Origin of the sequence: Pseudomonas sp. NDM (assembly GCF_003105095.1) — a bacterium.
GTDB classification, from domain to species: domain Bacteria; phylum Pseudomonadota; class Gammaproteobacteria; order Pseudomonadales; family Pseudomonadaceae; genus Aquipseudomonas; species Aquipseudomonas moraviensis_A.
Genome location: NZ_QETJ01000198.1, coordinates 1 through 7,939 on the forward strand (window position 1 = coordinate 1; position 7,939 = coordinate 7,939).

9 protein-coding genes and 1 pseudogene are annotated in these 7,939 nt (G+C 57.2%); 6 read left to right on the forward strand and 4 right to left on the reverse strand.

All coding sequences use genetic code 11. The annotated features are described in order from the left end of the window. Positions 1-138 precede the first annotated feature (138 nt). Positions 139-963 (forward strand): annotated as a pseudogene (locus tag DCO47_RS27655) (cache domain-containing protein); the annotation flags it as partial. 102 nt (positions 964-1,065) lie between these two features. Further along, positions 1,066-1,821 carry a methyl-accepting chemotaxis protein gene (locus DCO47_RS27660; RefSeq protein WP_370593524.1) on the forward strand — a complete coding sequence of 252 codons (756 nt, stop codon included), beginning with the start codon at positions 1,066-1,068 and terminating at the stop codon, positions 1,819-1,821. A gap of 200 nt (positions 1,822-2,021) precedes the next feature. Here DCO47_RS27660 and DCO47_RS24125 read toward each other — a convergent pair whose 3' ends face one another. Beyond that, a complete protein-coding gene (locus DCO47_RS24125) occupies positions 2,022-2,957 on the reverse strand; it encodes a LysR family transcriptional regulator (RefSeq protein WP_116659077.1) in 936 nt (311 codons plus the stop codon). Between the two features lie 113 nt (positions 2,958-3,070). On the opposite strand from DCO47_RS24125, the gene DCO47_RS24130 reads away from it, so the two are divergent. After that, positions 3,071-3,556, forward strand: coding sequence for a DMT family transporter (locus tag DCO47_RS24130; RefSeq protein WP_116659078.1), 486 nt, complete (start codon positions 3,071-3,073; stop codon positions 3,554-3,556). A gap of 3 nt (positions 3,557-3,559) precedes the next feature. Beyond that, positions 3,560-4,012: a DMT family transporter gene (locus DCO47_RS24135; RefSeq protein WP_116659081.1), complete on the forward strand. Its 453-nt coding sequence runs from the start codon at positions 3,560-3,562 to the stop codon at positions 4,010-4,012. A gap of 24 nt (positions 4,013-4,036) precedes the next feature. Here the strand turns inward: DCO47_RS24135 and DCO47_RS24140 are convergent, their stop codons facing one another. Next, the gene (locus DCO47_RS24140) at positions 4,037-5,890 is read right to left on the reverse strand and encodes a glycosyltransferase (RefSeq protein ID WP_159245487.1); all 1,854 of its coding nucleotides are present in this window, start codon (positions 5,888-5,890) and stop codon (positions 4,037-4,039) included. Positions 5,891-6,190: 300 nt separating this feature from the next. On the opposite strand from DCO47_RS24140, the gene DCO47_RS24145 reads away from it, so the two are divergent. Next, the gene (locus DCO47_RS24145; protein ID WP_080902506.1) at positions 6,191-6,358 is read left to right on the forward strand and encodes a metallothionein; all 168 of its coding nucleotides are present in this window, start codon (positions 6,191-6,193) and stop codon (positions 6,356-6,358) included. Positions 6,359-6,379: 21 nt separating this feature from the next. Here the strand turns inward: DCO47_RS24145 and DCO47_RS24150 are convergent, their stop codons facing one another. Together DCO47_RS24150 and DCO47_RS24155 are read right to left on the reverse strand one after the other, a co-directional pair. Then, positions 6,380-6,652: a hypothetical protein gene (locus DCO47_RS24150; protein ID WP_116659079.1), complete on the reverse strand. Its 273-nt coding sequence runs from the start codon at positions 6,650-6,652 to the stop codon at positions 6,380-6,382. A gap of 48 nt (positions 6,653-6,700) precedes the next feature. Next, entirely contained in the window at positions 6,701-6,928 is a 228-nt protein-coding gene (locus DCO47_RS24155; protein ID WP_016775403.1) for a DUF6555 family protein, read from the reverse strand. Positions 6,929-7,074: 146 nt separating this feature from the next. Here DCO47_RS24155 and DCO47_RS24160 point away from each other — a divergent pair, with 146 nt between their 5' ends. Further along, entirely contained in the window at positions 7,075-7,842 is a 768-nt protein-coding gene (locus tag DCO47_RS24160; RefSeq protein WP_116659080.1) for a helix-turn-helix transcriptional regulator, read from the forward strand. Positions 7,843-7,939: the final 97 nt, after the last annotated feature.

Consider the following 7,939-nt stretch of genomic DNA (forward strand, 5'->3'; position numbering starts at 1 on the left):
TCCGCTGACTGATACACCGCTATCGCGAGCAGGCTCACTCCTACAGGGGATCGGGTTATTTCCCGGACTCAACTTTTGCCCCGGCGTGCCGTTAAAGCCTTTAACCACGCCAACAAAATCAAAAGAGTGAGTCCCCTGATGCGCCTGAGTCTCAAGGCTAAAGTCCTGTCCCTTGCCGTTCTGCCGGTGCTGCTCTTTGCGCTGGTCATCAGCGTGACCACGCTGTTCATCCTCCAGGAACAGGCGCGCAAGGAAGTCGAACAGACCCGCGAGCGGCTGCTCAGCGATGCCAAAGCCACCCTGCAAAGTTACGTCGCCGTGGCCATGACCACGATCAAACCCCTTTACGACGCCGCTGCGCCGGGTGACGACGCGGCGCGGGCGCAGGCGATCAAATTGCTCTCGGGCATCCGCTACGGCAAGGACGGTTACTTCTTCGGCTACGATTCCGAGACCGTGCGCCTGTTCAAGGCCAACGACCCCGACGGCGTGGGCAAAAGCTTCAAGGACAACCGCGATCCGAACGGCGTCTACGTCAACCTCGGCCTGGTCAAAGTGGCCAAGGACGGCACCCACTATCTGCAATACAGCTCGCCGTTACCAGGCAACGCCAAGGTGCTGGTGCCGAAACTCGGCTACACCGAATACCTGCCGAAGTGGGACATGGCGGTCGGCACCTCGGTCAACCTCGACGGCATCGAAGCGCAAGTCGCGCAGGTCGAAGCGCAAGTGCAGGAGCGTGTGCAAGGCGTGGTGCTGAGCATCGTCGGCGTTGCCGTGTTGGTGCTGCTGGTGATCGCGGCGGCGGGCATGCTGCTGGCCAACACCATTCTGCGCCCGCTGACGCAAATGAAAGCCAGCCTCGACGACATCGCGGCGGGGGAGGGCGACCTGACCCGGCGCCTGAACATCACCAGCCAGGACGAACTCGGCGAACTGGCCGGCTCGTTCAACCGTTTCGTCGACAAGATCCACGGTCTGGTGCGGCAGATCACCGAGATGACCACGCAACTCACCGGGCTGGTCACCCAGGTCTCGGAACAGGCGCAGCGTTCCGATCAGGCCATGGAGCGTCAGCGCCACGAAACCGATCAGGTCGCTACGGCGATCAACGAAATGTCCGCTGCCGCCCAGGAAGTCGCCAAGAGCGCGCAGAACGCCGCCGTCGCCGCCCAGCAGACCGACGAAGAAGGCCAGAGCGCCAAGCGCGTGGTCGCGGGCAGCATCAAACAGATTCATGCGCTGGTCGATGACATCCGCAACAGCGGCGTGTCGCTGGACAGCCTGCAGCAGGACGTCAGTTCAATTGTCGGCGTGCTCGGGGTGATCCGTTCGATTGCCGAGCAGACCAATCTGTTGGCCTTGAACGCAGCCATCGAAGCGGCCCGTGCTGGCGAGGCCGGGCGTGGTTTCGCCGTGGTCGCCGACGAAGTGCGCGCGCTGGCCAGCCGAACGCAGATCAGCACCCAGGAAATCCAGGGCATGATTGACCGCTTGCAAGCGGGCACGCAGCAGGCGGTCGAGGCGATGCGCCGCTCCAGCGAGGCCGGCGACGGCACTTCCCAACAGGCCAATCAGGCCGGCGCGTCGCTGGATGCCATGGCCCAGTTGATCGCGACGATCAACTCGATGAACGCGCAGATCGCCAGCGCAGCGGAAGAGCAGACGGCGGTGGCCGAAGAGATCAACCGCAGCGTGCATCAGATTGCCGTGGCGGTGGACAGCGTCGCCGATGAAACGCAGTTGGGTGCGCAGACCTCGCGCAGTCTGGCGGAGCTGGGGCAGCGGCTGGGCAAGCTGGTTGGTCAGTTCCGTATCTGATCGCCTGAAAAGCCCCTCACCCTAGCCCTCTCCCAGAGGGAGAGGGGACCGATTGGGGGATATTGCGGGATTACGCCGACCTGGAAGTCCTGCTTTGAATCCATAATCGACGCGGTTTTTCAGGTCGATGCAGGGGGTGGTACACCTCGGTCGGTCCCCTCTCCCTCCGGGAGAGGGCTAGGGTGAGGGGCTCTTGATCTTCAGGCTCTGTCCCAATAGGGAATCTCGCCAAAGCATTCAACAAAAAAATCAATCACTGTGCGCACCTTCACCGACAACCGTCGGCTCCCCGGCCACAGCACCGCGATCTGCTGCGGCTCCAGACTGTTCGACACCTGATACTCCCCGAGCACCGGCACCAGCGTACCTTCGCGCACCGCTTCGCCAATCAGCCACGACGGAAACATCACCAGCCCCAGCCCTTGCCGAGCAGCCTGGGTGAGGGTGTCGGCGTGGTTGCCGGTGATCGGGCCTCTGACCGTGTACGGCGTCCAGTCCTCGCCCTCGCGGCGGAAAAACCAGCGCTGCTGACCGGCCGCGCCTTTGTAGGCCAGGCACTGATGCTGTGCGAGTTCGTCGGGATGCTGTGGGGTGCCGTGGCGCTGCAGATAGGCCGGGCTGGCGGCGACCTGAAAGCGGTGCGGAGCAAGGATCCGAGCCTGCATGCTCGAGTCGTGCAGCGCACCGATGCGAAACAGCAGATCGGCGCCTTCCTGCAACGGATCGACGTAATGGTCGGTTTGCTGGATGTCCAGTTGCAGCTTCGGATAGCGCGCACAGAGCTCGCCCAGCCACGGCGTCAGGTGGCGTTGGCCGAACACCACTGGCGCGTTGATCCGCACCAGTCCGGTGGGTTCGCTTTGCTGCTCCTGCAACGCTTGCTCGGCTTCTTCCAATTGCACCAGCAGCAACCGCGCATGATGGCCGAGCGTGCGCCCGGCTTCGGTCGGGGTGACGGCACGGGTGTGGCGGTAGAGCAATTGCTGATTCAGCGCCTGCTCCATCAACTGGATCTGCCGCGAGATAGACGAGGGCGCCACGCCTTCGCGGCGGGCGACTTCGGAAAAGCTGCCGTGGTCGAGGACCGCTACAAACAGCCGTAACGCCTTGAATCCGAGTTCATTAAGCCCGTTCATGCTGTGTCTCGCTGTGCGTTTTACGCAAAAGTGTTGTCCGGATGCTCCCATTTATCGCACAGCGGCGCCAGCCGATAATCCGCGCCCTTGTTTATGAGCGTGGAAGGTTGTGTATGCAGACGTTGGATGAGGGATTAGTCGCGGCACGAGTGAAGCGTTCGGTGTTACGTCTGTTGTTGCTGCCGCTGGTGATTCTCGCCGGCATGGGCTTGTCGGTGGAGGCGGGGTTGCTCGGGCCGCTGGGCGAGCAGGTCGGGCATTTGTGGGCAACTTTGAGCATCTTCGGCGTGGGCTCGGCGATTCTGTTTTTGCTGCTGCTGTTCGCCGGCCCGCGAAAAGGTCCGGCGCTGACCGAACTGCCACGCTGGCAGTTGATCGGCGGATTTCTGGGGCCGATCTACGTGGTGGTGCTGACGCTGGCGACGCCGCACATCGGCATTGCCATGACGATGATTGCGATTTTGTCCGGGCAGGTCGGCAAGAGTGTGCTGATCGACCATTTCGGTTGGTTCGGCGCGACGCGCAAGAAGGTCAACGGCGAGCGCTGGCTGGCGTTGGGTTTGATTGTGGTGGCTTTGGTTCTGATTGCTCGGGGGTGAATGATGGGTCTGGTGATTTTGTTGGCGGTGGTGGTGTTGGCCGGGGCGGTGTTGAGTGTTCAGGCGGCGATCAATGGTCGCTTGGGTGAGACGGTGGGTGTGCTGCGTAGCAGTCTGCTGACCTTTGCCGTGGGTGCGGTGGTGACCGGGTTGTTGATCCTGTTTTTCGAGCCGGCGCAGGCGGTGAGTCTGCTGGAGGTGCCGAAGTGGCAGTTGACCGGGGCGCTGTTTGGCGTGGTGTACATGATGGTGATGGTCGGCGCGGTGCCAGTGGTCGGGACGGCTGTGGCGACCGTGGCGGTGATTGTCGGGCAGTCGGGGATGGGGATGTTGATCGACAATTTTGGCTGGTTGGGGAATCCGGCGATCGGCTTGTCTTCGAGCCGGATGCTGGCGATGGTTTGTTTGGCGGTGGCTTTGGTGTTTATGTATCGGAGTTCGCAGCGGACTGGGTGAATGAATACATATCAGATGAAATAGTCATTCTATTACGTCATCGGGTATGGGCGCGGTTGTAAATGATGACTTTTCCTTCGGTAGTTCAAGCTCGCTGATAATTGCCATTAGTGGGGCGCAGAAATAAGTGAAAGCCTGGGAAAGTAACCATATGGACAGTAATGCGATGAGGTCAATCGGATAAAGGGATGAATGTTGGAAAAGTATCAATGAAGAAACCAAGTGGGTTATTGCTAGCACGATTTCCGTGCGAGAAGCTTGAAAGGCTCTTGCCAGGCTGTGTGTCTTGCCGAACTTGTTCGTTCTGATCCAGGGTATGTTTAATTTGAAAAGTGGGGTGAAGAAAGCGGTGGCTGTATTCCACTGCAATGCGTTTTCTATCATGATTGTCATTATAAAATTGCGTGCACTGTTTCCTTTGAGATGTTTCAAAGTAATCCATCTCTTGATCTGTCTCATGTAAGGTGCGCAGATCAGGAATAATAATATGCTGTTGGGGATCTCTATCTTTATGTCGTTTTTGGCCAGGTAAGCTCCGAGTGATATTGTCACGAGACTAGGCACTAGCAGAAAACCTGGCGCTGCTTCTCCCATCAGACGCTTTAATCGAAGTACTTTTTGTGTTGAACTCAGGTTGCTGTTTTTTACTAAGCTGATGTGCAAGCGCCAATTTTTTTGGAGTTCTTGAATGGGGCCAGCTTGCCAGCGAAACATCTGTTTTTTAATGCCTTCAAATGTGCTGGGTATCAAGCCGCGTCCCCATGTATCAGCGAACACGTGTCCGATATAACCTCGTGCCAGCAGGCGAACCGATAGTTCATCGTCTTCCGTAAGGCTCCACTCAGCCCAACCACCGACCTCCTCAAGCATTTTTCTGCGAATCAAACACATGGTGCCTACGAGATTGGCTGAGTTGAACTCATTCATGACGGGGTGAACTATTTTTTGTTTCCGCAAGTAGAAATAATAGACTCCTGATAGAAAAAGATTGTCTCGCCACTCACGATAATCGTGGCTGGATTGTACGAAGGATACATTTTGATCGCTGAACAGGGGGATAAGCGAAGACAGAAACTCAGGATGTGCTATGTAATCTGCATCAACAGATGCAATTATTTCTGCCGCAGGATCCGTATGCCGCAAAGCGTAATTCATTGCGCCCGCTTTGGCTCCTGAAAGAGGGTCGACATGATAAAAATTAAAGCGCTTACCCAGCTTTTGGCAGTGGGATCGTACCGGCTTCCAAAGATTTTCATCTTTGGTGTTATTGTCGATTACGATGACTTCGTAATTTTCATAGGATAAATTTGCTAAGGCGTTCAGTGTCATGATAACCAGGCTGGGGGGTTCTTTGTAGCAAGGCACGTGTATGGATATTTTTGGTGATATTTTGTTTTTTTGCAGAGCTGAAGTTTGTAAGGCGTGGTTACGCTTAATATACTTCAGTGGGAGTTCCGGCAGCTCCATGATACCGCTCCATAGCATGTCGAATGCCGTGACTAATGTCGCAGCAGTCAGTAGCACGTAGGCCGTTATCTCAGCTGTTTTACTCCACTGGCTTTGATGGATAAGCGCTGCCATGAAAATCGCCAGTGATGACAGGTAACAGGCAGTGAACATCAGGTTGTAAATCCCAAATAGTGTGTAGCGCGGCATGCTAAAGCGGGCAAGTACTCCAATAAAAAGCGAAAATGCTGTTGGCATGACAATGCTTTCAATGCTGCCTGTTATGAATAAAGTGCATGCTGCAGCGATGAGAGCGGCGATTGTGTATAAGCGTGTCCAGTATTTATTTGAAATGGTTTCCAATGAATATGTCATCATTAGAATAATGCCGCCAAGTACGTAAATAATTGAGCCGAAATATAAGGCGTTCATCTGCATTGTTCCTGATAGTGCTAGTTATCTGGCATTCAGGAAGAATGTATTGCTATGGTTTTTTCGGTCTACTGTCATAAATGACAGGTTTTTAGCATATTTTGAAATGACAGTTATAGCCAACCAGCCGTGCGGGAGTCAGAAGTGCTGAATTGGCGGATTTCAGACGAACTGGTGTAACCCCATTATTTGTCGCAGCACTTCCATGGGGTATCAGTCTCGTTGCCATTGGACAGCATCTACACTGATATCACGGCTCGCCCGCAAGTCCCAGACAACCACCCGCAAGGAGTCTGTCCCATGTCCGATAAAAAATGCGACTGCCCCGGCTGCAACTGCACCCTCAAAGAGGGCGAACATTCCTATGCTGTGCACGGTAAACACTATTGCTGTGAGGCCTGCGCTCATCACCACAAGCACGGTGAAGAATGTGCGATGAAGGGCTGCGGTTGCGCCCATCCGAAATAATCAGGGCAAAAAAAGTGGAGCCTAATCAGGCTCCAATTCCATTTTCAGACTGTCGTCTTCCCGGCGCTCAAAGTGCCTCACCGCGCCTTGCAACGTTCGCCCCTTGACCTTGACCACCACGATCTTCGCTTGGTCCAGATCCTCCGGCACCGGTGCCTGGACGCACAAGGTGAAGCGGTAGGGGTCATCCGCCACCGTTTCCAGTGCCACCTCGCAATCCACCGTTTTGCTGATCTGGCCGAAGAAGGTGGTCAGGCCGTAATCCAGTCGGGCCGGGTGATAAGTGTCGGTCATCGTCGATTCCCTCTTGCGATTGCCAAGCCTGCGGTGAAGGCGATGGGGTCAGTTGGTCTGGCGCCAGGTGACGTTTTCCAGGCCGAATTTTTCTGCCATCGGTTTGCTGGTCTTTTGCACTTTCTCGCGGCCGAAGCGCGGGATGCGACCCACGCCCGCGTCGCAGCTTGCCCAGTGCCAGGCTTCGGCGTTGTCCATTTTGTCCGAGCGGATAATGAACGACTTGGGGGTGCCATGCAGTGTGTAGTCGATGACGTAAAGTTTTGCGTTGTTCATAAAGCCCGTATTCCTCCCTGTGGTAATAAACGGATCGCGCTGTGCCGAGAAAATTCAGTTGGATTGTCCGACGGTATCTATGGTTGGCGAGGGCGGGGCGTGCTGGTTACCATGGCGGCTTCTCCAACCCCCTGTGAACACTCGCCATGGCCCTCGCCGCGCCCCCTGATCTGACCGACACCGATGTGCCCGTGCAACCGCTGGCGCGGACGTACCCGCGTGGTTTGTTCATCGAGCCGCATGAGCATGTCTGGGGGCAGTTGCTGTATGCGATGAGCGGGGTGATGTGGGTGGAAACCCCGCACGAAGCACTGGTGGTGCCGCCGCAGCGGGCGGTGTGGTTGCCGCCGGGGATGCCCCACGGGATTCGCGTGGTGTCGGACTTGCAGATGCGCAATATCTACCTGCGCCCGGCGTTGGCGGCGACGCTGGATGCGACGGTGCAGGTGATCGAAGTCGGCGGTTTGCTGCGCGAGTTGATCGTCGGGCTGGTGGCGCAGGGCGATGATGGCGAGGCTGAGTATTACGAGGCGCTGGTCGGGCTGGCGTTGCTGGAGTTGCGGCGGGCAAGGCGTTCGCAACTGAAGATCCCACTGCCGGATGAGTCCGACCGGCGTCTGATGAACCTGTGTCAGGCAGTGATGGCCGCGCCGTCACTGGAGATCCCGTTCGAGCAGCACGCGGAAAACGCCGGCGCCAGCGTGCGCACTCTGGCGCGGTTGTTCAAGGACAGCCTCGGCATGGGCTTCGCCGAATGGCGGCGCCAAGTGCAACTGGCGACGGCGGTGGCGGCGTTGATTCAGGGCGTGGCGGTGAGCGTCATCGCTCGTGAACTGGGCTATTCACCGAGCAGCTTCAGCGACATGTTTCGCCGAGAGCTGGGCGTCGCGCCTTCGCAATTTTCCACTGGCTGAACACAACCCCCTGTAGGAGCGAGCCTGCTCGCGATAGCGGTGTGTCAGTCGATTATTTTTGAACTGATGCACAGCGATCGCGAGCAGGCTCACCCCT

Coding starts and splice junctions, on each gene's coding strand:
- DCO47_RS24125 (WP_116659077.1), bottom strand. CDS start 2,957: ATGAACGGGCTTAATGAACTCGGATTCAAGGCGTTACGGCTGTTTGTA.
- DCO47_RS24160 (WP_116659080.1), top strand. CDS start 7,075: ATGGCCCTCGCCGCGCCCCCTGATCTGACCGACACCGATGTGCCCGTG.
- DCO47_RS24140 (WP_159245487.1), bottom strand. CDS start 5,890: ATGAACGCCTTATATTTCGGCTCAATTATTTACGTACTTGGCGGCATT.
- DCO47_RS24155 (WP_016775403.1), bottom strand. CDS start 6,928: ATGAACAACGCAAAACTTTACGTCATCGACTACACACTGCATGGCACC.
- DCO47_RS24150 (WP_116659079.1), bottom strand. CDS start 6,652: ATGACCGACACTTATCACCCGGCCCGACTGGATTACGGCCTGACCACC.
- DCO47_RS24135 (WP_116659081.1), top strand. CDS start 3,560: ATGGGTCTGGTGATTTTGTTGGCGGTGGTGGTGTTGGCCGGGGCGGTG.
- DCO47_RS24130 (WP_116659078.1), top strand. CDS start 3,071: ATGCAGACGTTGGATGAGGGATTAGTCGCGGCACGAGTGAAGCGTTCG.
- DCO47_RS27660 (WP_370593524.1), top strand. CDS start 1,066: ATGGAGCGTCAGCGCCACGAAACCGATCAGGTCGCTACGGCGATCAAC.
- DCO47_RS24145 (WP_080902506.1), top strand. CDS start 6,191: ATGTCCGATAAAAAATGCGACTGCCCCGGCTGCAACTGCACCCTCAAA.